The 25,564-nt window shown below is 73.6% G+C and carries 21 protein-coding genes; 7 read left to right on the forward strand and 14 right to left on the reverse strand.

The genetic code is table 11. The features are described from left to right. The first annotated feature begins 26 nt into the window (after nucleotides 1–26). Nucleotides 27–1,703, forward strand: a complete 1,677-nt coding sequence (locus RBXJA2T_RS01495) for an MBL fold metallo-hydrolase (protein WP_009855544.1) — start codon at nucleotides 27–29, stop codon at nucleotides 1,701–1,703. Here the strand turns inward: RBXJA2T_RS01495 and RBXJA2T_RS01500 are convergent. The 4 genes from RBXJA2T_RS01500 to RBXJA2T_RS01515 are packed head-to-tail and all read right to left on the reverse strand — an operon-like array spanning nucleotide 1,655 to nucleotide 5,843. Continuing rightward, nucleotides 1,655–2,383, reverse strand: coding sequence for an arginyltransferase (locus tag RBXJA2T_RS01500; RefSeq protein ID WP_009855545.1), 729 nt, complete (start codon nucleotides 2,381–2,383; stop codon nucleotides 1,655–1,657). The genes RBXJA2T_RS01495 and RBXJA2T_RS01500 overlap by 49 nt on opposite strands. A 28-nt stretch (nucleotides 2,384–2,411) precedes the next feature. Further along, a complete protein-coding gene (gene aat / locus RBXJA2T_RS01505) occupies nucleotides 2,412–3,149 on the reverse strand; it encodes a leucyl/phenylalanyl-tRNA--protein transferase (RefSeq protein ID WP_009855546.1) in 738 nt (245 codons plus the stop codon). Nucleotides 3,150–3,160: 11 nt separating this feature from the next. Next, nucleotides 3,161–5,272 (reverse strand): prolyl oligopeptidase family serine peptidase, encoded by a 2,112-nt coding sequence (locus RBXJA2T_RS01510; protein ID WP_009855547.1) that lies wholly within the window; start codon nucleotides 5,270–5,272, stop codon nucleotides 3,161–3,163. 13 nt (nucleotides 5,273–5,285) lie between these two features. After that, a complete protein-coding gene (locus RBXJA2T_RS01515; RefSeq protein ID WP_009855548.1) occupies nucleotides 5,286–5,843 on the reverse strand; it encodes a YaeQ family protein in 558 nt (185 codons plus the stop codon). A gap of 163 nt (nucleotides 5,844–6,006) precedes the next feature. Here RBXJA2T_RS01515 and RBXJA2T_RS01520 point away from each other — a divergent pair, with 163 nt between their 5' ends. Both RBXJA2T_RS01520 and RBXJA2T_RS01525 read left to right on the forward strand, forming a co-directional pair. Then, complete coding sequence (locus RBXJA2T_RS01520) at nucleotides 6,007–6,729, forward strand: hypothetical protein (RefSeq protein WP_009855549.1); 723 nt, start codon at nucleotides 6,007–6,009, stop codon at nucleotides 6,727–6,729. Continuing rightward, nucleotides 6,726–8,810 (forward strand): M3 family metallopeptidase, encoded by a 2,085-nt coding sequence (locus RBXJA2T_RS01525; protein WP_009855550.1) that lies wholly within the window; start codon nucleotides 6,726–6,728, stop codon nucleotides 8,808–8,810. The genes RBXJA2T_RS01520 and RBXJA2T_RS01525 overlap by 4 nt, the downstream gene beginning before the upstream one ends. Nucleotides 8,811–8,834: 24 nt before the next feature. On the opposite strand, the gene RBXJA2T_RS01530 is transcribed toward RBXJA2T_RS01525, so the two are convergent. The 6 genes from RBXJA2T_RS01530 to RBXJA2T_RS01555 form a co-directional block, all read right to left on the reverse strand. After that, on the reverse strand, nucleotides 8,835–11,900 hold the full coding sequence (locus RBXJA2T_RS01530) for a PAS domain-containing protein (RefSeq protein WP_009855551.1): 3,066 nt from the start codon (nucleotides 11,898–11,900) through the stop codon (nucleotides 8,835–8,837). 109 nt (nucleotides 11,901–12,009) lie between these two features. Next, nucleotides 12,010–12,774 carry a LytR/AlgR family response regulator transcription factor gene (locus tag RBXJA2T_RS01535; RefSeq protein ID WP_009855552.1) on the reverse strand — a complete coding sequence of 255 codons (765 nt, stop codon included), beginning with the start codon at nucleotides 12,772–12,774 and terminating at the stop codon, nucleotides 12,010–12,012. 10 nt (nucleotides 12,775–12,784) lie between these two features. After that, entirely contained in the window at nucleotides 12,785–14,065 is a 1,281-nt protein-coding gene (locus RBXJA2T_RS01540) for a sensor histidine kinase (protein ID WP_009855553.1), read from the reverse strand. A gap of 114 nt (nucleotides 14,066–14,179) precedes the next feature. Next, a complete protein-coding gene (locus RBXJA2T_RS01545; protein WP_009855554.1) occupies nucleotides 14,180–15,037 on the reverse strand; it encodes a 3',5'-nucleoside bisphosphate phosphatase in 858 nt (285 codons plus the stop codon). A 31-nt stretch (nucleotides 15,038–15,068) separates the two neighbouring features. Then, nucleotides 15,069–15,743: an ABC transporter ATP-binding protein gene (locus tag RBXJA2T_RS01550; RefSeq protein WP_009855555.1), complete on the reverse strand. Its 675-nt coding sequence runs from the start codon at nucleotides 15,741–15,743 to the stop codon at nucleotides 15,069–15,071. Further along, nucleotides 15,736–16,992, reverse strand: coding sequence for a lipoprotein-releasing ABC transporter permease subunit (locus RBXJA2T_RS01555; RefSeq protein WP_009855556.1), 1,257 nt, complete (start codon nucleotides 16,990–16,992; stop codon nucleotides 15,736–15,738). Before RBXJA2T_RS01555 ends, RBXJA2T_RS01550 begins: the two co-directional genes overlap by 8 nt. 52 nt (nucleotides 16,993–17,044) lie before the next feature. Between RBXJA2T_RS01555 and RBXJA2T_RS01560 the strand changes: the two genes are divergently transcribed. The 4 genes from RBXJA2T_RS01560 (at nucleotide 17,045) to RBXJA2T_RS01575 (ending at nucleotide 21,651) form a co-directional block, all read left to right on the forward strand. After that, on the forward strand, nucleotides 17,045–17,980 hold the full coding sequence (locus RBXJA2T_RS01560) for a hypothetical protein (RefSeq protein ID WP_009855557.1): 936 nt from the start codon (nucleotides 17,045–17,047) through the stop codon (nucleotides 17,978–17,980). Next, nucleotides 17,977–19,686, forward strand: coding sequence for a single-stranded-DNA-specific exonuclease RecJ (gene recJ, locus RBXJA2T_RS01565; RefSeq protein WP_009855558.1), 1,710 nt, complete (start codon nucleotides 17,977–17,979; stop codon nucleotides 19,684–19,686). Before RBXJA2T_RS01560 ends, recJ begins: the two co-directional genes overlap by 4 nt. A gap of 47 nt (nucleotides 19,687–19,733) precedes the next feature. Further along, nucleotides 19,734–20,813, forward strand: a complete 1,080-nt coding sequence (locus RBXJA2T_RS01570) for a PQQ-dependent sugar dehydrogenase (protein ID WP_009855559.1) — start codon at nucleotides 19,734–19,736, stop codon at nucleotides 20,811–20,813. 67 nt (nucleotides 20,814–20,880) lie between these two features. Next, nucleotides 20,881–21,651 carry a lysozyme gene (locus RBXJA2T_RS01575; protein WP_009855560.1) on the forward strand — a complete coding sequence of 257 codons (771 nt, stop codon included), beginning with the start codon at nucleotides 20,881–20,883 and terminating at the stop codon, nucleotides 21,649–21,651. Nucleotides 21,652–21,666: 15 nt separating this feature from the next. Here the strand turns inward: RBXJA2T_RS01575 and RBXJA2T_RS01580 are convergent, their stop codons facing one another. The 4 genes from RBXJA2T_RS01580 to RBXJA2T_RS01595 all read right to left on the reverse strand — a co-directional run. Next, nucleotides 21,667–22,698 (reverse strand): VWA domain-containing protein, encoded by a 1,032-nt coding sequence (locus RBXJA2T_RS01580; protein ID WP_009855561.1) that lies wholly within the window; start codon nucleotides 22,696–22,698, stop codon nucleotides 21,667–21,669. 139 nt (nucleotides 22,699–22,837) lie between these two features. Further along, on the reverse strand, nucleotides 22,838–23,791 hold the full coding sequence (locus RBXJA2T_RS01585; RefSeq protein WP_138938745.1) for a DUF58 domain-containing protein: 954 nt from the start codon (nucleotides 23,789–23,791) through the stop codon (nucleotides 22,838–22,840). Then, nucleotides 23,784–24,761, reverse strand: a complete 978-nt coding sequence (locus RBXJA2T_RS01590; protein ID WP_009855563.1) for an AAA family ATPase — start codon at nucleotides 24,759–24,761, stop codon at nucleotides 23,784–23,786. The genes RBXJA2T_RS01585 and RBXJA2T_RS01590 overlap by 8 nt, the downstream gene beginning before the upstream one ends. A gap of 55 nt (nucleotides 24,762–24,816) precedes the next feature. Continuing rightward, nucleotides 24,817–25,564: S1C family serine protease (locus RBXJA2T_RS01595; protein WP_039956384.1), on the reverse strand; the 748-nt coding region annotated here is incomplete at its 5' end.

A 25,564-nucleotide genomic window follows, 5' to 3' on the forward strand; every position in this document is an offset into this window, starting at 1 on the left:
GGGCGCCTGCGCGGCGAGGTCTTCGCGTGAGCGCCTACCGCGTGCCGGCCGACGCCCGCGCCGCGGCCTCGCTGCTGCTGCTGCGCGACGGCGCCGCCGGCCCCGAGGTGCTGCTGATGCGCCGCGCCGAGCGCGACGGCGACTACCGCAGCGGCCTGTGTGTCTTCCCCGGCGGCGTGCTCGACGCGCGCGACCCCGAGGCCCACGCCTGGGTCGTCGGCGACGGTGACGCCGCCTGGTCGGCCCGGCTCGGTGTCGCCGAAGGCGGCCTGGACTATGCCGTCGCCGCGCTGCGCGAGTGTTTCGAGGAGGTCGGCCTGCTGCTCGCTGACCGCCCGTTCGACGCCGTCGCCGCGGCCGCCTGGCGGCGCCGGCTGCACGCCGGCGAGGTCGGCATCGCCGACGTCTGCGCCGCGCTGGGCGTGAAGCTGGACCTGCGCACGCTGAGCTGCCACAGCCACTGGCTGACGCCGCCGGGCGTGCCCAAGCGCTTCGACACGCGTTTCTTCGCCGCGGCGGCGCCCGTTGGCCAGCAGGCCGAGGTCGACGGCAACGAGGCCGTCGAGCTGATGTGGCTGACGCCGCAGGCCGCGCTGGACCCGGCGCGCGGGCTCAAGCTGCTGCCGGTGACCGAGCGCACGCTGCAGGAGCTGCTGCCATTCGCCGATGCCGCGTCGGCGCTGGCCGCCTCGGCCGCCCGCCGCGACATCCGCCTGACGATGCCGCGCGGCGCGCGCTTGGCCGACGGCCGGCGCACGGTGCTGATGCCCGAGCACCCGGCCTGGGCCGAGGCCGGCCGGCTCGACCCCGAGGGCCGCGGCGACGTGTTCGCCGACCTGGTGGCCGGCCGCGCCGTGCGGTTGTCGCCGCGCATCGTGCGTGTCACCGCACCGAACCCCGGCCTGATGACCGGCCCGGGCACCAACAGCTACCTCGTCGGCGCGGGCGACGCCTGGACCGTCATCGACCCCGGCCCGGCCGACGAGCGCCATCTGCAGGCCTTGCTGGCGGCGGCGCCGGGGCGCATCGAACGCATCCTCGTCACCCACACCCACCGCGACCATTCACCCGGCGCCGCGGCACTGGCGGCGGCCACCGGCGCGACGGTGGTGGGCCGCCGCCCCGAGTTCCACGACGGCCAGGACACGGGCTTCCGGCCCGACCATGAACCCGCCGACGGCGAGCGCCTGGACTGCGGCGGCGCCGTGCTGCGTGTGCTCGCGACGCCGGGCCATGCGTCCAACCATCTCTGCTTCCTGCTCGAGGACGAGGACCTGCTGTTCACCGGCGACCACGTGATGCAGGGCTCGACCGTCGTCATCAACCCGCCCGACGGCGACATGACGGCCTACCTCGTGTCGCTGGAGCGGCTGCGCGCGGCGCCGCCGGCTTGGCTGGCGCCGGGGCACGGTTTCCTCGTCGCCGAGCCGCAGGCGGTGTTCGACGCGCTGATCCGCCACCGCCTGCGGCGCGAGCAGCGTGTCCTGCGGGCGCTGGCGCAGCGCGGCGACGGGGACCTGGACTCGCTGCTGCCCGAGGTCTACGCCGACGTGCCGGCGCTGCTGCACGCGCCGGCGCGGCGCTCGCTGCTGGCGCACCTGCTGAAGCTGGCCGCCGACGGTCAGGCCGCCAGCGACGACGGCCTCGTCTGGCGCTACGTCGGCCCGGGCTCGCGCCAGGCGCCGTCGAGCAGCAGCTCGTAGGGCCGGAACAGGCTCTTGTAGGCCATCTTCGGGCTCTCGGCGATCCAGTAGCCCAGGTACAGGTGCGGCAGCGCGAGCTGGCGCGTCTGCTCGATCTGCCAGAGCACGCTGTAGGTGCCGTAGCTGGCCTGCTCCTCGGGTTCGTAGAAAGTGTAGACGGCCGAGATGCCGTCGTTGAGCACGTCGACGATGGCCACCATCTTCAGCGCGCCTGCGGGCGTGCGGAACTCGACCAGGCGCGAGTTGACGCGGCTCTGCAGCAGGAACTGCGTGTACTGGTCGACGCTGTCGTGGTCCATGCCGCCGCCGGCGTGGCGCCCGGACTGGTAGCGCAGGTAGAGCTGGTAGTGCTCGGGAATGAAACACAGGCGCAGCACACGCGCCTTCAGCGTCTCGTGCTGCTTCCAGGCGCGGCGCTGGCTGCGCGAGGGCACGAAGCGCTCGACCGGCACGCGCAGCGGCACGCAGGCGCGACAGCCGTCGCAATGCGGGCGGTAGGTGAACATGCCGCTGCGGCGGAAGCCCGCGGCGACCAGCGCCGAGTAGGCGTCGGCGTGGATCAGGTGGCTGGGCGTGGCGACTTGCGACCGGGCCTGCACGCCCGGCAGGTAGCTGCACGGGTAGGGCGCGGTCGCGTAGAACTGCAGCGACGAGAGGGGTAGCTCCTTCGGATGCGTCACGTGGGTGTCGTTCCGGCGCCGTGGGCGGCTACGGTGCGAGCCGCTCCCACAGCGAGGCATCATAGGTCCAACGGCCAATGTCTTCCTGGGCGCAGGCGTTCGCCAGATGGCGCTCGAAGGCCTCGCGGTCGATCTCGTGCGCGCCCAGCGACGCCAGGTGGCGCGTGTTCTGCTGGCAGTCGATCAGCGTGATGCCGTTCGCGCGGGCGAAGGCGACCAGCGCCGCCAGCGCGAGCTTCGACGCGTCCGTGCGGTGCGCGAACATCGACTCGCCGAAGAACATGCGGCCGATGCCGACGCCGTAGAGCCCGCCGACGAGCTCGCCGTCGATCCAGGTCTCGAAGCTGTGCGCCCGCCCCAGGCGATGCCACTCGCGGTAGGCGTTCATCACCTGCGGCACGATCCAGGTGCCGTCCTGGCCGTCGCGCGGCGTGCCGGCGCAGGCCGCGATGACGCGGTCGAAGGCGTGGTCGACGCGGATCTCGTGGCCCGGCGTGCGCGCGAAGCGGCGCAGCGTCTTGCGCAGCGAATGCGAGACGCGGAACTCCGCCGTCGGCAGCACCATGCGCGGGTCCGGGCTCCACCAGAGCACCGGCTGGCCGGGGCCGTACCAGGGGAAGATGCCTTTGCGGTAGGCCTCCTCCAGCCGCCCCGGCGTCACCTGGCCGCCGGCGGCGACGAGGCCCGGCGCGTCGGAGTCGGGCCCCAGCGCGTGCCGCGCCGGCGGCAGCGGCGTGTCCTCGTCGATCCAGGCGATCGGCAGCATCGTGCCCGGCGTCAGCGGCCCAGCTGCAGTTGCAGGAAGGCGTATTCGAGCGCCGTCATCTGCGCGCGCTGGCCGTTGTCGGCTGCGCCGCCGTGGCCGCCCTCGATGTTCTCCCAGTACAGCACGTCGTGGCCCTGGCGGCGCATGCGCTCGGCCATGCGGCGCGCGTGCCCGGGGTGCACGCGGTCGTCGCGCGTCGAGGTGACGAACAGCACGCGCGGCATCTTCACGCCGGCGCGCACGTTCTGGAACGGGCTGTAGCGCGAGATGAAGCTCCACTGCGCCGGGTCGTCCGGGTCGCCGTACTCGGCCATCCACGAGGCCCCGGCCAGCAGCTTGGTGTAGCGCTTCATGTCCAGCAGCGGCACCTGGCAGACGACGGCGTTGAACAGCTCGGGGCGCTGCACCATCACCGCGCCGACCAGCAGGCCGCCGTTGCTGCCGCCTTCGATGCCGAGGTGGCGCGGGCTGGTGACACGCGTGGCGATCAGGTCCTCGGCCACCGCGGCGAAGTCGTCGTAGGCCTTCTGGCGGTTGGCGCCGACCGCGGCCTGGTGCCAGGCCGGGCCGAACTCGCCGCCGCCGCGGATGTTGGCGAGCACGAAGACGCCGCCGCGCGCGAGCCAGCTCGAGCCGACGACGCCCGAGTAGTAGGGCTGCATCGAGACCTCGAAGCCGCCGTAGCCGTAGAGCAGCGTCGGGTTGGCGCCGTCGGCCTTGGCGCCGCGCGGCCAGACGACGAAGTAGGGCACCCGCGTGCCGTCGCGGCTGGTGGCGAAACGCTGTTCGACACGCATGCCGGCGGCGTCGTAGAACGAGGGCCGCGACTTCAGCACCTCGCGCTCGTCGCGGCCGACGTGGCCCAGGGCCAGCGTGTCCGGCGTCAGGAAGTCGGTGTACTGCAGCAGGTAGGCGTCGGCCAGCGGGTCGTCGGCGAGCTCGGGGTCGTGCAAGGCGACCGCCGACAGCGTGCCGGGGAAGGGCGCGGCGACCTCGCGGCGCTGCCAGCGGCCGTCGACCGGGCGCCACTCTTCCAGCCGGCCGGCGACGTTGTCCAGGATCTCGACGATCAGCGTGTCGCGCGTGGCCGTCATGCCGGCCAGCGACCGTGTCGCCGTCGGCTCGAACAGCGCCTCGAAGCGGCGCTCGCCGCGCAGGTAGGCGTCGGCGTCGGCGACCAGCAGCGAGCCGCTCTTCCAGCTGCGCCCGGCCACCGTCCAGTCGCTGCGCAGCGTGAGCAGCACGCGGCTCTTCCAGAAGCTCAGTTCGGCGTCGTCGGGTTTGTCCAGGCGCAGCAGGCGCTCGCCCTGCAGCAGGAACATCTCGCTGCGGTAGAAGTCCACAGCGCGCTGGAACACCGTGCGCTCGTAACCCGGCGTGTGGTCGATCGAGACGCCGGCGGCGACGTCGGTCTTCCGGCCCTCGAACATCGTCGTCGCCGCGGCCAGCGGCGTGCCGCGGCGCCAGCGCTTGACGACACGGGGGTAGCCCGAGTCGGTCAGCGAGCCGGGGCCGAAGTCGGTGCCGACGGCGATCTCGTCGGGGCCGATCCAGTCGACCTCGCTCTTGGCCTCGGGCAGCACGAAGCCGCCGTCGACGAAGCGCTTGGCCACCGTGTCGAACTCGCGCACGACGTGCGCGTCGGCGCCGCCGCGCGAGAGCTTGACCAGCACACGCCGGTACTCGGGGCCGAGCGCGACGGCGCCGCTCCAGGTCCAGTTCTCGCCTTCGGCGCGGCCCAGCGCGTCGACGTCGAGCACCGTCTCCCAGGCCGGTTCGCGCTTGCGGTACTCGGCCAGCGTCGTGCGCCGCCACAGGCCACGCGGGTTGTGCTCGTCCTGCCAGAGGTTGTAGAGCCAGGGGCCGCGGCGCACGACGCCGGGGATGCGGTCGCGCGAATCGAGGATGGCGCGGATGCGCTGGCGCGTCGCGTCGAAGCCCGGCTGCTTCTGAAGCAGGGCCTCGGTCTCGGCGTTGCGCTCGCGCACCCAGGCGAGCGCACGTTCGCCCTGAACGTCCTCAAGCCACAGCAGCTCGTCGTCGGGAAGGGGGGCGGCAAGAGTCATCGTCGGCACGGCGGCTGCCAGCGGCAGCGCGAAGGAGAAGTCGCGGCGGGAGATCATCGGGGCGGGTCTTTCAGTCGGCGGGCCAGAGGCGCACGGGGGCGATCTCGACGCTGGAGCCGGCGTCGCCGACCCAGACGTGGCCGTCCTGCACCGTCACCTGCAGCTGCATCGAGCGTGCGGCGAGCCGGGCCAGGTCCTGCGTCTGCGCGGCCGGCAACTGCCAGACCCGCAGGTTGCGCAGCCGCGTGATCTTGCCCTGCAGGCCGCTCCACCACACCGGCACCGACTGGCCGTAGGCGTAGAGCGTGACCTGGTCGGCGCGGCCGCAGGCCTTGGTGAGGCGGCGTTCGTCGGTCTGGCCGATCTCGATCCAGTGGCGCAGGCGGCCGTCCAGATCACGCTGCCAGAGCGCGGGTTCGTCGCTGTCGGACAGGCCGCGCGTGAACTGCAGGTTGTCGGCGGCGTCGCCGGCGTCGGCCTGCAGCGCGAAGGCCAGCAGGCGCACCATCAGGCGCTCCTCGGTCTCCGAGGGATGCAGGGCCAGGGTCAGGGAGTGGTCCGCGTACAGCGGCCGGTCCATGTCGGCCACCGCGACGGCGGCCTTGTAGATCGTCGATTTGAGCGCCATGAAGGCCCGGGGGAGGCGGCAACGTCGCCGCGCCGCGCACTGTGCCACAGCGGCGACGCGCGGCGCGCGGGCCTGCCCTCGGAGCGCGACGGGGATGGTGGCGGGTGGCATCATTGCCGGTTCGGCCGGCGGGTGCCGGCCACCCCATTCACGAGGATCGTTCATGAAGCGCAACCTTGCGCCGCGCCTGGCCGCGGCCCTGCTCGTCGCCGGCAGCTGCACGGCTGTCTGGGCGCAAAACACGCCGCCTGCCGGCAAGGCGGCGGCCCCGGCCTCGGGCCGCACCTTGTTGCTGGGCGGCAGCGGCGTCGGCGGCGGGCCGCTCCTGACCCGCGCCCAGCTGCGCGACTGCCTGGAGCGCCGTGACGCCGTCGCGGCCGGCCGCGCCGAGGTCGAGGCCGAGCGTGCGAGCCTGGATGCCGAGCGTCCGGCCCTCGCCGCCGAGCAGGACAGCCTGAAGGCCGACCGCGAGAAGCTCAACGAGTTCTCGCAGCGCTCCAAGGAACTGGTCGCGCGTTACAGCGAGCTCAACCAGCGCGTCCAGGACTGGAACCAGCGCATGGAGGATCTGGGCGAGCGCACCGGGCCGACGGCCGAGCGCGAGAAGCGCAAGCTCGACCGCGAGAAGGCCGAGATCGACAAGACCCGCCTCGCGCTCGATGCCGAGCGCCAGCAGCTCGAGCAGGGCGCTCAAGGCGGCGTCAGCGCCTTCAACGCCCGCGCCGCGGCGGCCGAAGCCAAGGTCGTGTCGTGGAACGAACGCAATCTCGCGCTGGCCGAGCGCACCGAGAAGCTCAACGCCGAGCGCGACCTCTGGGCTGGCGAATGCGCCAACCGCCGCTACCGCGAGGACGACGAGATCCTGCTGAAGAAGGGCGCCAAGTGAGCGCCGCCGTGTCGACCCCTCTGGCGGACAACCCGCTGCTGCAGGACTGGACCGCGCCGTTCGGCCTGCCGCCCTTCGACGCCCTGCACCCGGCGCACTTCCGCCCCGCGTTCGAGGCGGCGATGCAGGCCCACCGCGACGAGCTGGCCGCGATCGGCGCCAACCCCGAGGCGCCGAGCTTCGACAACACCGTCGCCGCCCTCGACCGCAGCGGCCGGCTGCTGGCGCGTGTCGAAGCGGTCTTCTACAACCTCAGCGCCTCGCACACCTCGCCCGAGCTGCAGGCCGTGCAGCGCGAGATGGCCGGCCCGCTGGCCGCGCACGACAACGCCGTCTACATGGACGCGGCGCTGTTCGCGCGTCTGGACACGCTGCACGCGCGCCGCGCCGAGCTCGGGCTGGACGCCGAGCAGCAGCGCCTGCTCGAACGCGTGCACCTGGACTTCGTGCGTGCCGGCGCGCGCCTGCAGGGCGCGGCGCAGCAGCGCTACGCCGAGGTCATGGAAGAGCTGGCCGCGCTGACGACGCGTTTCGCGCAGAACGTGCTGCACGACGAGGCCTCGTTCCGGCTGGAGCTGAAGACCGAGGACGAGCTGGCCGGGCTGCCCGGCTTCGTGCGTGCCGCGGCGCGCCAGGCCGCGGCCGACCGCGGCCTGGACGGCCACGTCATCACGTTGTCGCGTTCGCTGGTCGTGCCCTTCCTGACCTACTCCGAGCGCCGCGACCTGCGCGAAGCCGCCTGGCGCGCCTGGGTCTCGCGTGGCGAACACGGCGGCGAGCACGACAACCGCGAGGTCGCCCGCGACATCCTGCGCCTGCGCCGCGAGCAGGCTTCGCTGCACGGCCACGCCTGCTACGCCGACTACGCGCTGGCCGACACCATGGCCGGCCGCCAGGCGGCGGTGCAGCAGCTGCTCGGCGAGGTCTGGCCGCGCGCGCTGGACGCGGTGGCGCGCGAACGCGCCGCGCTCGAGGAGGTCAAGGCCGCTGCCGGCGTGCCGGGCACGATCGAGGCCTGGGACTGGCGTTTCTGGGCCGAGAAGGTGCGCCAGCAGCGCTACGCGGTGGACGACGCCGAGGTCAAGCCGTACTTCGCGCTGGAGAACGTGGTCGCCGCCGCCTTCGACTGCGCCGGCCGGCTCTTCGGCCTGCAGTTCGTGCGCCGCGCCGACCTGCCGGTCTACCACCCCGACGTGCACGCCTACGAGGTGCGCGACGCCGCGGGCACGGCGATCGGCGTGTTCCTGCAGGACAACTTCGCGCGCCCCAGCAAACGCAGCGGCGCCTGGATGAGCCCGCTGCGCTGGCAGAGCCGCAACGCGCCCGACGGCGGCGCCGAGCTGCCGGTGATCCTGAACAACAACAACTTCGCCAAGGGCGAGCCCGGCCGGCCGACGCTGCTGTCGATGGACGACGTGCGCACGCTGTTCCACGAGTTCGGCCACGGCCTGCACGGCCTGCTGTCCAGCGTGCGTTACGCGCGCCTGTCGGGCACGCAGGTGCTGCGCGATTTCGTCGAGCTGCCGTCGCAGCTCTTCGAGCACTGGGCGACCGAACCCGAGGTGCTGGCGCGCCACGCCCGTCACGTCGACACCGGCGAACCGATCCCGGAAGACCTGGTGCGCCGGCTGCAAGCCGCGCGCCGCTTCAACCAGGGTTACGAGACCGTGCGCTACTGCGCCAGCGCGATCGTCGACATGGCGGTGCACGCGCTGCCCGACGCCGAGCCGCCGGCCGACCTGTGCGCCTTCGAGGCCGAGCTGATGGCCGCGCAGGGGCTGCCGGCCGCGGTCGGCATGAACCACCGCCTGGTGCACTTCCAGCACCTGTTCTCGAGCTCGGGTTACGCCGCCGGCTACTACGTCTACCTCTGGGCCGAGGTGCTGGATGCCGACGGCTACGACGCCTTCACCGAGGCCGGCAGCCCGTTCGACCCGACGGTCGCCGAGGCGCTCAAGCGCTGCATCTACGCCGCCGGCAACAGCCGCGAGCCGGGTGCGGCCTACGCCGCGTTCCGCGGGCGCGCGCCGACGGTGCAGCCGCTGCTGGAAAAGCGCGGCCTGCTGCCCGAGCCGGCCTGAGGCCGTGACGGCCGCTCCCGCCGCTCAGGGCGGGGGCGGCCCGAACATCGCCTCCAGCGACACCATGAAGGCCCGGAAGTCCAGCGGCTTGGTCCAGTAGTCGGCCATGCCGGCGGCCAGCGCGCGCTCGATCTCCTCGGGCATCGCGTTGGCCGACAGCGCGACCACCGGGATCGAGGCCGTCTGCGGCTGCGCACGCAGCTGGCGCATCACCTCGTGGCCGTCGATGTCGGGCAGCTGCATGTCCAGCAGGATCAGGTCCGGGCGCAGTTCGGCGGCCCGGCGCACGCCGCTGGCGCCGTCGTCGGCGATGACCAGCCTCAGGTCGGACCGGCGGGCGACCAGCTCCGAGACGATCAGCGCGTTGACCGGGTTGTCCTCGACGTAGAGCACGGTGCCCGACGATGAACCGGGGGCGGCGGCCGGCAGCGGCCGCGCCGCACGCGGCGGTGTCGGGGGCGGGGTCGGCGAGGCCGTGCCGTCGGCCAGCACCAGCTCGACCACGGTGCCCACGCCCGGCGTGCTGCGCACGGAGATCGAGCCGCCCATGCGCTCGACGAGCGACTTGACGATCACCAGCCCGATGCCGGTGCCGGGGATGCCTTCGCGCTCCAGGCCCAGGCGGTTGAAGGGCTCGAACAGGTGGCGCAGCTGCTGCTCGGTCATGCCTCGGCCGCTGTCGGCCACGCTGACCAGCACCTTGCCGTCGCGGCGGCGCGACTCGATCTCGACCAGCCCGCCGTCGCGGTTGTACTTGATGGCGTTGGTCAGCAGGTTCTGCAGCACCTGGCGCAGGCGCACCGCGTCGGCGAGCACGATGCCGTCGAGCGTGCCGGCGATGACCGTCACGTCGCGCTGGCCGCGCAGCGGCTCGACCAGTTCCAGCGCCTGCAGCGCCAGCCCGCGCAGCGCCACGCGCTCCGAGGCCACGCGCATCTCGCCGCCTTCCAGGCTGGCCAGGTCGAGCACGTCGTCGACCAGCGCCAGCAGCTGCTGGCCGGCGCCGCGCACCGCCTGCAGATGGCGCCGCCAGGAACCGTCGCGGCTGCCGCTGTCGGCCAGCAGCAGCTCGGTGAAGCCGAGCACGGCGTTCAGCGGCGTGCGCAGCTCGTGGCTCATGCGCGACAGGAAACGCGACTTGGCCTGGCTCTCGCGCAGCGCGATCGCGCGCTCCTGGCGCGCCGCCTCGGCGGCGCGGCGGTCGGTGATGTCCCACTCGACGCCGATGCGCCGCCGCGGACGTCCGTCGGGGCCGGGCAGGACCGTCGAACGCTCGGCGATCCAGCGCACCGTGCCGTCGGGCCAGACGACGCGGAACTCCAGGTCGGGCTCGGAGGCCGGGTTCAGCGGCTCCAGCAGGTGCAGCCGCATCGTGTCGCGGTCGGCCTCGTGCACGAAGCCCAGGCGCTCGGCGATCGTCGGCGGGGTGCTGCGCGGCGGCCGCCCGCGCAGCCGCCACATCTGCTCGTCCCAGATCGCGCTGCCGTCGCGCACGTCGAGCTCCCAGGTGCCGACGCCGGCGCCGCGCGCAGCCAGCATCGCGCGTTCGCTGGCCTGGTGCAGCGCGGCCTCGGCGCGGCGGCGCTCGGTGACGTCGAGCACGATGCCGAACATCGCATCGCCGCCGGGGCCGTCGAAGCCGGCGCGAACGCTCAGCTCGCGCACCTCGCCGTCGGCGCGCACGATGCGGAACACCGTGCCGCTCTGGCGCATGCCGTTCTCGCGCCACTCGTCGAAGCGGCGGCCCACACGCTGACGGTCGTCGGGGTGCACGAAACGCTGCAGCCACTCGTTCCAGCTCGGCACCGGCTCGTGGACCTGCAGGCCGTGCATCGTGCGCAGCTGCTCGTTCCAGTGGCCGCCGGCCAGCGGCTCGACGCTCCAGTAGCCGATGCCGGCGGCACGGGTGACGAGCTCGAAGCGCCGGCCGAGTTCGGCCGCGCGGCGCGACTCGTCGACGCGCTCGGTGACGTCCATCGCGACGCCGATGAAGGCCACCGGCCGGCCCTGGTCGTCGCGCTCGACGGCGCGGCGCACCAGCAGGCTGCGCCAGTTCTCGCTGCCGGGACGGCGGTAGCGCAGCTCGGTGTCCACCGGCTCGTCGCTGGCCAGGCAGGCCTGGCGCTGGGCGTCCAGCCGCAGCAGGTCCTGCGGATGCACGAGCTCGCGCACCTGGCCTGCCGGCAGGCCGCGCGGCTCCAGCGGCAGCCCCAGGATCTGGGCCGCACGCGGGTTGTAGTGCACGCGGTCGTCGTGCAGGTCGTGGCGCCACAGCGCGATGCCGGTCATGTCGGCGGCCATCGCGATCTGCGATATCGTCGAGTCGTGCGAGTGGGCCAGCGACCAGGCCAGCGTGTCGTCGACGAGGAAGCCGACGGCGCGCCAGGCCCGGCCCTGCTCGTCGGGCAGCACGACGCACTCGCACAGCATCGAGCGCACCTGGCCGGCCAGCGTGCGCACGTGGTAGCGGTAGCGGTGGCGGCCGGGCTGCTGCAGCGTCTGGCGGATCGTGCCGACGAAGCCTTCGCGGTCGGCGGCGACGATCGCACGCTCGGCCTCCTCCGGCGATGGCGCCTCGCCTTCGCCGTCGAGGCCGCGCATCGCGAAGACGCGCCGGTCCCAGTGGCCGCGGCCGGTCTGCAGGTCGCGGTCCCAGCGCCCCAGGCGGCCGACCGAGGCGGCGACGTCCAGCAGCGCGTGCAGCTCGACGAGCTCGGCCTCGCGGGCGTGTTCGGCGTCGCGCGAGGCCAGCGCCAGCAGCGTCGTGCCGTCGTCCAGGCGGCTGGGCGTCAGCGCCAGCCAGCGCGGGCCCGCCGCGGCCTGGCGGCGCAGCTCGACCGGCTGCAGCCCGCGGCAGCAGCGGGCCAGCGTGTCGGCGCCGTCGTCGTCCAGGCCCAGCAGCTGCGCTGCCGGCATGCCGGCGGTGAAGGCTTCGATGCCGAGCAGCGCCCGGGCGGCGGCATTCAGGCGCTCGACGCTGCCGTCCGCCGCCAGCGCGCCCACGGCGGCCGGCAGCGCCTCGAACCAGTCGCGGCGTTCGGCTGCGGGTGCCGCGGGCGAGGAGCGGGTCGTCGTGGCGCGGCGCGGCATGCGAAAGAGTTGGCGGGGCAGTTCTGACGTCGAAGTTGCAAGTATGACGCCCGCCGTACGCCTTTGCCGCCAGCGCCGGCACGCGTGGCGGCGGCGCGACCCGCCGCGCTCACATCGGCTTGAAGCGCCAGGCATAGGCCTGGCTCACGGCCAGGCGTTCGGGGTGGTCGCGCAGGTGCAGCGTGATGCGGCCGAGGTCGTCGCGGTGGGCGCGTGCGATCGCGCTGGCGCGCACGATGCAGCCGCGGTGCACCTGCCAGAAGGTCCCGTCGTCCAGGCCTTCGGCGATCTCCTTGAGCGCCTTGCGCACGTGGGCCTCGTCGCGGGCGGTGACGACGCGCGTGTACTTCTCGTCGCTCTGGAAGAACAGCACCTCGTCGATGCCGAACATCTTGATCGTGTCGCCGACGCTGGCGCTGATCCAGCGCAGCCGCGTCGCCGCGTCGCGCTGCGCGAACTGCGCGCCCAGGCGCTGCAGCAGCGTGTCGAGCTCGGGGGCCTGGGCGCGTGCGGCCAGGCGCTCGCGCAGCCGCGCCACGGTCTGCGCCAGGCGCTCGGCGACCACCGGCTTGAGCAGGTAGTCCACCGCGCCGGCGTCGAAGGCCTCGATCGCGTGGTTGTCGTAGGCGGTCGTGAACACGGTGTGGCAGCGGCCACTGGCCGCGCGCGCCACGTCCAGCCCGCTGAGCCCCGGCATGCGGATGTCCAGGAAGGCGATGTCGGGGCGGTGCTGCTCGATCGCCTCGACCGCGGCCGGGCCGTGTTCGCATTCGGCGACGATGCGCAGCTCGGGCCAGACGGCGGCCAGCATGCGGCGCAGCTCGGCGCGCGGCAGGTCCTCGTCGTCGGCGAGCAGGGCGGTGGGTTCGCTCATCGTGCGTCCTTCAGGATTCTTCCAGCGGCACCGTGATCGTCGCCGAGACGCCGCCGCCGGGGCGCGCCTTCAGCGTCAGCGCGGCGCGCTCGCCGTACAGCTGCGCCAGGCGCTCGCGGATGTTGGCCAGCCCCAGCCCGGTGCCGGCCGTCGAGGCGCCGAAGCCGGCGCCGTCGTCCTCGACGACCAGCGCCAGCCGGCCGTCGTCGGTGCGTTCGGCGCGCAGGTCCACGCGCACCGGGCCGATCTTCGGTTCGACGCCGTGCTTGACGGCATTCTCGGCCAGCGAGATCAGCATCAGCGGCGGGAAGCGGTGACGCAGCAGCGCCTCGTCGGCCTGCACCGACCAGGCCAGCCGCGGCATGCGCGCGGCCATCAGCCCGAGGTAGGCACGCACGATCTCGAACTGGCCGCCGACGGTGGCCTGGGCCGAGCCGTCGCTGCGCAGCCGCGGAATCGAGGCGCGCAGGTACTCGACCAGGCGGTCGATCATCTCCGCCGCACGCGCCGGGTCGGTGGCGATGGCGCTGCGCACGCCGGCCAGCGTGTTGAAGACGAAGTGCGGCTCGACCTGCGCCGCCAGCACCGACAGCCGCAGCTCGGCCTCGCGCCGCTGCGCCTGGGCCTCGGCCAGCGCACGTTCGCGTGCCAGCGCGGCCAGGCCCTCGCGTTCGCGGCGCCAGCCGCGCAGCCCCAGGCCGCCGGCGAGCAGGAAGATGATCGTGCCGCGCACCACGTAGTCCAGCGTCGAGCGCACCGGGTCCTGCTGCTCCTCCTGCGCCTGCTGTTCGTTCACCGGGTCGTCCGGCGTGCGGATCGTCATGCCGATCATCATCACGATGCGGCGGCGCTTGCCGTGTTCGTCGACGTCGCCGGTGTGCTCGGCGACGTACTGCTTCAGCGGCTCGGCGGCGTAGGCCTGGAACAGCAGCAGCGTGGCGACGACGGCGGCGATCGCCGCGACCAGGCCCCACCACTCGCGGCGCTCGTCCCAGCCGCGGCGGCGCACCCACAGCCCCAGCAGCGGGCCGGCCGCGGCGGCGGCGAGCATCACCAGCACCAGTTCGGCCAGCCCCAGCCAGGGCCGGTTGGCCGGGTTGTCGGTCGAGAAGACGCCGATGAACATCGGCGACAGCGACAGCAGCAGCACCACGCCGATGTGCAGCCAGCGCTGGCGCACCCAGTTCGGGCTGAACACCGGCCAGCGGCGGTAGCGCGTGAACCAGCCGTGGTGCAGGCCGGTCAGTTCGGCGGGCAGCGGCTGGTCCAGTGTCGGCACGGTCGGGGTCATGGTCCGAGAGCGTAGCGGCAGCCGTCGCCTGCGGGCGGCGCCGCGACGAACACCGCCGCGGCGGGGACGAAGCCGCTCAATCGGCGGTCGTGCCGGCCGCGCCCGCCGCGCGCCTCAGCGGCGCTGGATGCGCCCGGCCAGCGCCTGCCACACCGGCGTCAGCCGCCCGGGCAGGTCGGGCAGGGCGCCGAGGTCGACGCGGCTCTCGTCGGGCGAATGGAAGTCGCTGCCGCGCGAGGCGAGCAGCTCGAACTCGAGCGCGGTGTCGGCGTACTGCAGCTGCTCGGCCACGGTGTGGCTGCCGGTGACGACCTCGACGGCGCGCCCGCCATGGGCGACGAACTCGCTGAACAGCGCGTACTCGGCCGTCGGCGAGAAGCGGTAGCGCGCGGGGTGCGCGATGACGGCCACGCCGCCGGCGCCGGTGATCCAGCGCACCGCATCGCCCAGCCCCGCCCAGTGATGCGGCACGTGGCCGGGTTTGCCGGCGGCCAGGTAGTGGCGGAAGACCTCGTGCGTCTCGGCGAAGTAGCCGGCCTCGACCAGCCAGCGCGCGAAGTGGGTGCGCGAGATCAGATCGGGGTTGCCGACGTAGCGCAGCGCGCCTTCGAAGGCGCCGCGGATGCCGACCGCGGCCAGCGCCTGGCCCATGCGTTCGGCGCGCTCGCGGCGCCCGGCGCGGATCGAGTGCAGCCCGGCGACCAGCGCCTCGTCAGCGGGGTCGACGCCGAGGCCGACGATGTGCACCGACTCGCCGGCGAAGGTCACCGAGATCTCGCAGCCGGCGAGGAAGTCCAGGCCGAGATCCAGCGCCGCTTCGCGGGCCCGGGCGACGCCGCCCAGCTCGTCGTGGTCGGTCAGCGCCCAGAGCTCGACGCCGCGGGCATGCGCACGCTCGGCGAGCGTGGCCGGGTCCAGCGTGCCGTCGGAGACGTCGGAATGCGAGTGGAGGTCGGCGTTGATCAGGTGCACCGCCGGGGATTCTAGGAAGCGGCCGCGGTGTTCAGCGCGCCAGGGTCATCGTGCGCCCGCAGCGTGCCGCCAGCGATTCGTCGTGGGTGACGACGACGAAGGCCGTGCCCTGCTCGCGCGACAGGCCCAGCATCAGGTCGAAGACGGCGCCGGCGGTGCCGCGGTCGAGGTTGCCGGTGGGTTCGTCGGCGAGCACGCAGGCGGGCCGCGTGACGAGCGCGCGGGCGATCGCGACACGCTGGCGTTCGCCGCCGGACAGCTGCGCCGGGTGGTGCGCCACCCGCGCGGCCAGGCCGACGGCGGCCAGCATGCGCTGCGCCGCGTCGCGCGCGGCTTCGGGGCTCTCGCGGCGGATGCGCAGCGGCATCGCCACGTTGTCCAGCGCGCTGAACTCGGGCAGCAGGTGGTGGAACTGGTAGACGAAGCCCAGGTGCCGGTTGCGCCAGCGGCCCTGTTCGGCGGCGTCCATCGTCGCGAAGTCGCGGCCCATCAGCGTCACGCGGCCGGACGTCGGCCGCTCCAGGCCGCCGAGCAGGTGCAGCAGCGTGCTCTTGCCCGAGCCCGAGGCGCCGACGATGGCCAGCGTGTCGCCGCGGCTGACCTGCAGGCTGACGCCGCGCAGCACCGTGACGTCCAGATCGCCTTCGTGGAAACGTTTGTGCAGCTCGACGGCCTCGAGCACGCGGTCGGGATCGTGTTCACTCATAACGCAGCGCCTCGGCCGGGTTCACGCGGCTGGCGCGCCAGCTCGGGTACAGCGTGGCGACGAAGGCCAGCAGCAGCGAGACGACGGCGATCGGCACGATGTCGGCCATCATCGGCTCGCTGGGCATGCGGCTGATGACGTAGATGCTGCCGGGCAGGAAGGCCACGCCCAGCAGGCGTTCCAGCGCCGGCACGATGACGTCGATGTTGAAGGCCACCAGCAGGCCCAGCGCGACGCCGCCGAAGGTGCCGATGATCCCGGCCGTCGCGCCCTGGACGATGAAGATGCCCATGATCGAGCGCGGGCTGGCGCCCAGCGTGCGCAGGATGGCGATGTCGGCGCGTTTGTCGGTCACCGTCATCACCAGCGTCGACACGAGGTTGAAGGCGGCGACGGCGACGATCAGCGTCAGGATGATGGCCATCATGCGCTTCTCGACCTGCACCGCGTCGAACCAGTTGCGGTTGGTCTGCGTCCAGTCGCGCACGACGACCGCCGGGCCCAGCGCCTGGGCGAGCTCGTCGCCGACGCGGCGTGCCTGGTGCACGTCGGCCAGCTTGAGCTGCACGCCGGTCGGGCCGCCGGTCTGGAACAGGCGCGCGGCGTCGTCCAGCGCGATCAGCACCAGGCCGCTGTCGTACTCGTAGTGCCCGGCCTCGAAGGTGCCGCTGACGGTGAACTGCTTGAGCCGCGGCACGACGCCGGCCGGCGTGAACTGGCCGCCCGGCGCGGCGATCGTGATCGTGTCGCCGACGCGCACGCCCAGCAGCCGCGCGAGTTCGGCGCCGATCACCGCATGCCACTGGCCGGGCTGCAGCGCCGCCAACTCGCGGTCGCGCAGGCGCTGCGCCAGCTCGGTGATCTCGGCTTCGGCCGCCGGCTCGATGCCGCGCACGACGGCGCCGCGCAGCACGTCGCCGCGGCCGACCAGGGTCTGCGCGGCGACGAAGGGGGCCGCGCCGACGACCTCGGGCCTGGCCCGCGCCGCGGCCGCGGTGGCCTGCCAGTCGGGCAGGGCGCCGCCGCCGGCCTCGTGGATCTCGACGGCCGAGATCACGCTCAGCATGCGGTCGCGCACTTCCTTCTGGAAGCCGTTCATCACGCTGAGCACGATGATCAGCGCGGCCACGCCGAGCGTGATGCCGAGCACCGAGATCGCGGAGATGAACGAGATGAAGCCGTTGCGCCGGCCGGCGCGTCCGGCGCGCGTGTAGCGCCAGCCGACGTGCCACTCGTAAGGCAGGTTCATGGGGCGGCGATGCTAACCCGGCGGCCGCGTCTCCCTCGGGCGGCGCCGGATAATGCGCGCCGTGCACCTGATCGTTCCCTTCGCGGCGCCGCTGTCGGACGCCGGACGCGCCGCGCTGCGCAGCCTGGAGCTGCCGCGGCTGCGTGAACTGCTCGCCCGCCTGCCGGCGCGCGTGCACGACGACGGCGTCGAGACCAGCTTCAGCCCGCCGCACGAGCGTGCGCTGGCGCTCGCGCTCGGTTTCGCCGGCGGCGACGGCCAGCTGCCCTGGGCCGCGTGGCATGCCGCCCAGGACGGCGCCACCGACCTCGGCGACCTCGCCTGGGGCGAACTGACGCCGGCGCACTGGCACCTGGGCACCGAGCAGATCAGCTTCCTGGACCCGGCCGGGCTGGCGCTGGACGAGGCCGCCTCGCGCGCCTTCTTCGAGGCCGTGGCGCCGCTGTTCACCAGCGAGGGCTGCCTGCTGCGCTGGGGCGCGCCGCTGCGCTGGTATCTGGCGCACGAGAGCCTGGCCGAGCTGCGCACCGCGTCACCCGACCGGGTCATCGGCCGCCACGTCGACGCCTGGCTGACCGAGCAGCCCGAGGTGCGCCTCGTGCGCCGGCTGCAGAACGAGGTGCAGATGCTGCTGTACACGCACCCGCTGAACGACGAACGCGAGGCGCGCGGCCTGCCCACCGTCAACTCCTTCTGGCTCAGCGGCTGCGGCTCGGCGCAGCCGGTGCGCGGACGCGTGCCGACGGTCGACACCCGGCTTCGCGGCCCGGCGCTGAACGAAGACTGGGCCGCGTGGTGCCAGGCCTGGCAGACGCTGGACGCCGGCCCGGTCGCCGAACTGCTGGCCGCCCGCGCACGCGGCCAGGCCATCAAGCTGACGCTGTGCGGCGAACGTTCGTCGGTGGCCTGCGAAGCCGGCGGCGCCTGGCAGTCGCTGCGCGCCCGCCTGGCGCGCCCGATGCCGCACGAGCTTCTGGAGACCCTGTGATCCTGCAATCCCGCGACGTGCCGCCGCGTGCGGCCTTCGCGCTCGAACAGGCCGGTGTGCACCCGCTGCTGGCGCGGCTGCTGGCCGCGCGCGGCGTGCGCGCCGCCGACGAGCTCGACACCCATCCTTCGCGCCTGCTGCGCCCCGACGCGCTGCGCGGCGCCGCCGAGGCCGGCCGGCTGCTGGCCGACACCCTCGCCGGCGGCGGCCGCATCTGCGTCGTCGCCGACTACGACTGCGACGGCGCCACCGCCTGCGCCGTCGCGCTGCGCGGCCTGGCGATGCTCGGCGCGCGCCGCGAACACCTGCACTACGTCGTGCCCGACCGCGCGGTGCACGGTTACGGGCTGACGCCGGCCATCGTCGAACTCGCGCGCGAGAAACGCCCGGACCTGCTGGTCACCGTCGACAACGGCATCGCCAGCCTCGAAGGCGTGGCGCACGCGCGTTCGCTCGGCCTCGCGGTGCTGGTCACCGACCACCACCTGCCGGCGATGGACGCCTCGGGCGTCGTGCTGCCGGCGGCCGACGTCATCGTCAACCCGAACCAGCCCGGCTGCGGCTTCGACAGCAAGGCGCTGGCCGGCGTCGGCGTCGTCTTCTACGTGCTGCTGGCCGCGCGTGCCGAGCTGCGCGCCCGCGGCGCCTTCGACGCCGCCTCGCAGCCGCGGCTGGAGTCGCTGCTGGATCTGGTGGCGCTGGGCACGGTGGCCGACGTCGTGCGTCTGGACGCCAACAACCGCCGCCTCGTCGGCCTGGGGCTGGCACGCGTGCGCGCCGGGCGCATGCAGCCGGGCGTCGCGGCCTTGTTCGCCGTCGCGCGCCGGGCGCCCGAACGCGCCGCGTCCTTCGACTTCGGCTTCGCGCTCGGGCCGCGCATCAACGCCGCCGGCCGCCTGGCCGACATGACGCTGGGCATCGAGTGCCTGCTGAGCGACGACCCGATGCGCGCCGCCGAACTGGCGGCGCAGCTCGACACCATCAACCGCGAGCGCCGCGAGGTCGAGGCCGGCATGCGCGAAGCCGCCGAAGCGACCGTCGAGCGCTACGGCAGCGCCGACACGCCCCCGGCCGTCGCGCTGTTCGACCCCGGCTTCCACGAAGGCGTGGTCGGCATCGTCGCCGGCCGGCTGAAGGACCGGCTGCACCGGCCGACCTTCGCCTTCGCCTGCGGCGCCGACGGCACGCTCAAGGGCTCCGGGCGCTCGATCCCGGGCTTTCACCTGCGCGACGCGCTGGACCTCGTCGCCAAGCGCCACCCCGGGCTGCTGCTGCGCTTCGGCGGCCACGCGATGGCCGCCGGCTGCACGCTGGCCGCAGGTGGTTTCGAGACCTTCGAGCAGGCGCTGCGCGCCGTCGCCGGCGAATGGCTGGACGCGGCGACGCTGGAGCGCCGGCTGGCCGTCGACGGCCCGCTGGAGCCGCAGTGGTTCGACACGAAGACGGTGGCGCTGCTCGAGTCCCAGGTCTGGGGCCAGGGTTTCGAGGCGCCGGTGTTCTGCGACGAGGTACAGGTCGTGCAGCAGCGCCTGGTCGGCGAGAAGCACACCAAGCTGCGCCTGCGCCATGGCGGCGCGCTGCGCGACGCGATCTGGTTCGGCCATGCCGAGCCGCTGCCCGAGCGCCTGCGCCTGGCCTACCGGCTGTCGCTGGACGAGTGGAACGGCCAGCAGCGCGTGCAGATGGTGGTCGAGGCCGCGGCCTGAGACCCCGGCGGCACAAGGTTGCCGCCATCCGCGGCAGCATCCGGGCCATGAAACGCCTCGCCCTGTTCGCCGTCGTCGCCGCGTTCGCGGCGCCCGTGTCCGCCGCCGACGCGCTGCGCCCGGTGGTCGTCGCGCGTGGGCTGGACCATCCCTGGGCGCTGGCCTTCCTGCCCGACGGCCGGGCGCTGGTCACCGAGAAGGTCGGCCGGCTGCGCCTGCTGCGCGGCGACGGCACGCTGTCGCCGCCGCTGGCCGGGTTGCCGGCGGTCGACGTGCGCGGCCAGTGCGGGCTGCTCGACGTCGCCGTCGACCCCGAGTTCGAACGCAACGGGCTGGTGTTCTGGACCTATGCCGCGCTGCAGGGCGAAGGCAACACGACGGCGCTGGCGCGCGGCCGGCTGGTCGGCGAACGGCTGACCGAGGTGCGCACGATCTTCGTCCAGCAGCCGGGCGTCTCCAGCCGCGCCCACTGCGGCTCGCGCATCGTCTTCCTGCGCGACGGCACGCTGGCCGTCGGCCTGGGCGACCGCTTCTCGCGCCGCGACGACGCCCAGCTGCCGGGCAACCACCTCGGCAAGTTCGTGCGCCTGGACCGCGAGGGCCGCGCGCCGGCCGACAATCCGCGCCGCGCCGGCTGGGCGCCCGAGGTCTGGAGCCTGGGCCACCGCAACGTGCAGGGCGCGGCGCTGCACCCGGCCAGCGGCGAGCTGTGGGCCAGCGAACACGGCCCGCAGGGCGGCGACGAGGTCAACGTCGTCGAGGGCGGGCGCAACTACGGCTGGCCGCTGCTGACCTACGGCCGCAACTACGGCACCGGCACGCGCATCGGCGACGAAGGGCCGAGGCCCGGTTTCGAGCAGCCGCTGAAGGTCTGGGTGCCGTCGATCGCGCCCAGCGGCATGGCTTTCGTGACCTCCGATCGTTACCCGGGCTGGCGTGGCAGCCTGATGCTGGGCGCGCTGCGCGGCGAAGCCCTGGTGCGGCTGACGCTGGACGGCCGCCGCGTCGTCGACGAGCAGCGTCTGCCGATGGGCCAGCGCATCCGCGACCTGCGCCAGGGCCCCGACGGCTGGCTCTACGTGCTGACCGACGGCCGCGACGGCGAACTCTGGCGCCTGGAGCGCTGACGCAGCAGGGGATTGCGCCCTGAAGCGTGCCGCGAACAATGGCTTCCTTCTTCGGAAGGAGGCGACGATGCCGGCAACGCTGCGCGACATGCCCGACGAAGGGCTGGAACTGGTCAAGAGCTTCGAGGGCATCCCCGACGGCGACCCGAGCACGGTCAACGTCGACGCCTATCTCGACCCGGTCGGCATCTGGACCATCGGCTGGGGCCATGCGATCGCCGACCACGCCGGCCGCTGGCTGCGCGGGCCGGCCGCGCGCGAGCAGGCGCGTGCCGCGTACCCGGGCGGCATCACGCGCGCCCAGGCCGAGACGCTGCTGCGCGCCGACCTGCTCGACGCCTGCCGTGACGTGCAGCGGCTGGTGACGGTGCCGCTGTCGGACGCGCAGTTCGGCGCGCTGGTCAGCTTCGTCTTCAACCTCGGCGCCGGCAGCCTGCTGAAGTCGACACTGCTGAAGAAGCTCAACGCCGGCGACGCCGCCGGGGCCGCCGATCAGTTCCTGGTCTGGGACAAGGCGCGTGTCGACGGCGTGCTCCAGCCGCTGCCGGGGCTGACGCGGCGGCGCCGCGCCGAGCGGGCGCTGTTCCTGGGCGAGAACTGGCGTGCCGCCGGCGGGGTGCGCACGGTGCGCGGCGCCGTCGTGCTGCCGCTGGCCGAGCGTTCGATCGCACGCCGTGTCGAGCGCGAGCAGGAGGCCGCCAACACCGCGCCGCGCCGACGCGCGGCACGCGGCGCGGTGCTGGCCACGCAGGACCCGCTGGGCCTGCAGCTGCCGGCCAAACCGCGGCGCGCCACCGCCAAGCGGGCGAAAAAGCGCTCCGAGCCGACGCCCGCCTGAACCGCGCCGGGCGCGTCAGGCGACGCGCCCGAACCACCACAGCGACAGCGCCGAGGCCGCCAGCGCGAGCAGCGCGCCCAGCCCGGCGAACAGCGCCGTGATCTCGGTCTCCTTGCGCTCGACGACCATGCGCGAGCCCAGGCGCTGGTAGACCTTCTTCAGATCCTCGGCGGTGCCGGCGTAGAAGTACTCGCCGGTCGTCATCTGCGCGATCTGGCGCAGCGTGTCCTCGTCCAGGCGCACGCGCATCGACCAGCCCTCGAAGCCGATGATCTCGCCCTGCGTCGTGCCGACGCCCACCGTGTAGACGCGGATGCCGCGGTCGGCGGCCATCTTCGCGGCGTCGATCGGGTCGGGGCCGGTCGTGCGCTGGCCGTCGGTCAGCAGGATCATCGCCGCCGAAGCGTAGGAGCCCGGCGGCACCGGCGTGAACTCGGCCTTCTTCTCCGGATCGCCGAGCATGCGCGGCATCGTGCGCTGGCCGGTGATCTGCTGGATGTCGATGCCGGCGTCGGGGAAGATCGTCGCCAGCGACAGCACGATGCCGCTGCCGATCGCGGTGCCGCGCTGCAGCTGGAAACGTTCGATCGCGGCGAAGACGTCGTCGCGGCTGGTTGTCGGCGCCTGCACGACGGCGGCGGTGCCGGCGAAGGACACGACGCCGACGCGCACCTCGCGCGGCAGCGACTCGACGAAGGCGCGCGCCGCCTCCTGCGCGGCGACCAGCCGGTTGGGCTTGACGTCCTCGGCGCGCATGCTGCCCGAGACGTCCATCGCCAGGATGATCGTGCGTTCGGCCATCGGCAGCGTCAGCGTCGCCGTCGGCCGCGCCAGCGCCAGCAGCAGCACCGCCAGCGCCAGTGCCAGCAGCGCCGGCGGCACGTGGCGGCGCCAGCCCGGGCCTTTGCCCAGCGCCTGCTTGACGATCGCGACACTCGCCAGGCGCACCGTCGCGCGGCGGCGCCTGCGCAGGATCCACAGGTACAGCAGCACCAGCACCGGCAGCAAGGCCAGCGCCGGCAGCATCTGCGGCCACAGAAAACTCATTGGGGCACCCTCCGGCCTGCGGCCGATCCCGTCAAGCGGGAATGAGCCCCGGACAAGTCCTGAGGGCTCACTGGGGCACCCTTCGGCCTGGCGGCCGGTCCCGCCACGCGGGAATGAGCGCCGGACAAGTCCTGAGCGCTCATGCCCCGGCCCCCAACGGCTCCGCCCGTTCGCGCAGATGCGCCGGCAACCGCGGCGAGGCCTTCAGCCGCGCGCGCTGGCGGCGCAGGTCGGCAAAACGCAGCAGCGCGTCGAGCAGGTCCTCGTCGGTCGCGAGTTCCAGCACGTCGGCGCCGGACTCGAAGAGCGCTGCGCGCAGGCGCTCTTCCTGCTCGGCGGCGAGCGCGTCGTGGCGGGCGCGGAACTCGGGGTCGGCGGCATCCACCAGCAGCTGCTCGCCGGTCTCGGCGTCCTCGACGGTGACCAGGCCGACGTCGGGCAGCGCCATCTCGGCCGGGTCGAGCACCCGCACCGCGACGACCTCGTGGCGGCGCGCCAGCCGGCCCAGCGCCGGGCCCCAGCCGGGCGTGCTGATGAAGTCGGAGACGACGAAGACCATCGAGCGCCGGCGCAGGATGCCGCCGGCGGTGTCCAGCAGCTCGGCCAGCGACGTCGGCGTGCTGCCGGGCGCGGGCGTCGCCGGCGCCTGCATGCGGCGCAACAGTTCGAGCACGTGGCGGCGGGTTGCCGACGGCGGCAGCACGTGCTCGACCTTGCGGCCGTAGAGCACCGCGCCGACGCGGTTGCCGTGGCGCGTGAAGACCCGTGCCAGCGCGCCGACGAAACCCTGCGCGACCTCGCGCTTGCTGCACCCGCCGGAGCCGAAGTCGACGCTCGGCGACAGGTCGAGCAGGAACCAGGCGCTGAGGTCGCGGTCCTCGACGAACTGGCGCACGTAAGGCTGCTGCAGCCGCGCGGTGACGTTCCAGTCGATGTGACGCACGTCGTCGAAGAGCTGGTATTCACGCAGGTCGGCGAGGTCGACGCCGGCGCCGCGCAGCAGCGTGCGCCAGTCGCCCTGCAGCACGCCGTCCAGGCGGCGCAGCACCGTCCACTCCAGGCGGCGCAGCAGGTGCTCGGCCGACTCAGGCACCGGCGCTCCCGTCGAAACGGCCACCGGCCAGCGGCTTGTCCGGCGGCGCGATCTTCTTCATCACGCGCTGCACGATGGCGTCGGCCGTCACGCCTTCGGCCAGCGCCTCGTAGCTCAGCACCAGGCGGTGGCGCATCACGTCGGCGACCATGCCGGCAACGTCCTCGGGCAGCGCGTAGCGCCGGCCGGCCAGCAGCGCCAGCGCACGCGCGCCTTCGATCATGCCGATCGTCGCGCGCGGGCTGGCGCCGTAGGTGATCAGCCGGCCGAGCTCGGCGAGGTCGTGGCGCGCCGGGGTACGCGTCGCCGAGACCAGCTTCACCGCGTACTGGATCAGCGCCGGGTCGACGTAGACCTCGCGGCACTGGCGCTGCAGCGCGGCCAGCGCGAAGGTGTCGGCCACCGCGTCGATCTCGACGGCCGGGCCGGTCACGCGCTGGGCGATGACGAACTCCTCTTCCTCGCTCGGGTAGTCGACCAGCACCTTCATCATGAAGCGGTCGACCTGGGCCTCGGGCAGCGGGTAGGTGCCTTCGGTCTCGATCGGGTTCTGCGTCGCCATCACGACGAAGGGCTCGGGCACGCGGTGGGTCTCGCCGGCGATCGTCACCTGGCGCTCCTGCATCACCTCCAGCAGCGCGCTCTGCACCTTGGCCGGCGCGCGGTTGATCTCGTCGGCCAGCACCAGGTTGGCGAACACCGGGCCCAGCGAGGTCGAGAACTCGCCGGTCTTCTGGTTGTAGATGCGCGTGCCGACGAGGTCCGAGGGCACGAGGTCGGGCGTGAACTGGATGCGCTTGAAGCTGCCGCGCACGGCGCGCGCCAGCGTCTTCACGGTCAGCGTCTTGGCCAGGCCGGGCACGCCTTCGACGAGCAGGTGGCCCTGCGCCAGCAGCGCCACGAGCACCCGCTCGAGGAAACGGTCCTGGCCGACGACGACCCGCTTGACCTCGTACAGCAGGCGTTCCATCAGCGCCGGGGTGGCTTCGTTTGCGGGCGTCAAGGGGGTCTCCGTAAGGGCGGCCTCAGAACGGCGGCATGCCGGCGGCGGCCGCGGCGTTCTCGATCGGCACGGCGAAGCCGATGCCGACGAAGGTGCGCTGCTCCGAGGGGTTCAGGATGGCGGTGACGATGCCGACCACCTGGCCGTCCATCGTCACCAGCGGGCCGCCCGAGTTGCCGGGGTTGGCGGCGGCGTCGAACTGGATCAGGTTGCTCAGCGTGCGTTTGCCCTCTTCGGAGCGGAACTCGCGGTTCAGCCCCGAGACGATGCCGTAGCTCGTCGACGGGCCGATGCCGAAGGGGTTGCCGACGGCGATGACGTGGTCGCCCGGGCGCAGGTCGGCGGTGCTGCGCATCGTCGCCGCGGCCAGGTCGTCGGGGACGTGGTCGGCACGCAGCACCGCGAGGTCGTTCTCGGTCTGCACGCCGACCAGGCGGGCGCGCGACTCGGTGCCGTCGGCGAAGGTCACGCGCACCCGGTGCGCGCCCCAGACGACGTGCAGGTTGGTCAGGATGGTGCCGTTGTCGATGACGACGACACCGGTGCCCAGGCTGCGCTGCAGCGCACGTTCGGAGTCGTCGAGCCGGCGGCCGTCGTCGTGTTCGTCCATCAGGCCGACGACCCGCACCACCGACGGCGCGACGGCCTCGTAGGCCTTGGCCGCCGCCGACGGCAGCGGCTCCTTCTCGAGCGAGGCACGCACCGCGGCGTCGATGTCGTCCTGCGTCAGCACGCGGGCGCCCGGGTGCAACGGCCCGGAGACCAGCAGC

The organism is Rubrivivax benzoatilyticus JA2 = ATCC BAA-35, assembly GCF_000190375.1.
Taxonomy (GTDB): domain Bacteria; phylum Pseudomonadota; class Gammaproteobacteria; order Burkholderiales; family Burkholderiaceae_C; genus Rubrivivax; species Rubrivivax benzoatilyticus.